This is a genomic window from Lamprobacter modestohalophilus (genome assembly GCF_016583905.1).
Classification (GTDB): domain Bacteria; phylum Pseudomonadota; class Gammaproteobacteria; order Chromatiales; family Chromatiaceae; genus Lamprobacter; species Lamprobacter modestohalophilus.
This window is the reverse complement of the sequence record NZ_NRRY01000202.1, coordinates 1-524: the sequence shown is the minus strand read 5'-3', so window position 1 is coordinate 524 and position 524 is coordinate 1. Positions and strand designations below refer to the sequence as shown.

Below are 524 nucleotides of genomic sequence, written 5' to 3'. Positions count from 1 at the left end.
CGCCAACACCATCGTCATCAACCGGGCGGACAAGCTGGGCCTCGCCCAGCTGCACCAGCTGCGCGGGCGGGTCGGGCGCTCGCACCACCGCGCCTACGCCTATCTCATCACCCCGCCGGCGAAGGCCATGACCGAGGACGCCAAGAAGCGCCTGGAGGCGATCGAGTCCTTGGAGGACCTGGGCGCCGGCTTCACGCTGGCCACCCACGACCTAGAGATCCGCGGCGCCGGCGAGCTGCTCGGCGAGGAGCAGTCCGGACAGATCCACGAGATCGGCTTTACCCTCTACATGGATCTGCTGGAGCGTGCCGTGGAGGCGCTCAAGGCCGGCCGCACCCCGGAGCTGGACCGCCCGCTGGACCACGGCGCCGAGATCGACCTGGGCCTCCCCGCCCTCCTGCCCGACGACTACCTGCCGGACGTGCACACGCGCCTGGTCACCTACAAGCGCATCGCCAGCGCCGAGTCACCCGCCGAGCTCAAAGACCTGAAGGTGGAGATGATCGACCGCTTCGGCCTGCTGC

The 524-nt window shown here is 69.7% G+C and carries 1 protein-coding gene; it reads left to right on the top strand.

Going from position 1 to position 524, the window contains the following annotated elements:
- The coding region (locus CKO42_RS26875) for a TRCF domain-containing protein (protein WP_338035017.1) at window positions 1–524 on the top strand (524 nt) is incomplete at both ends.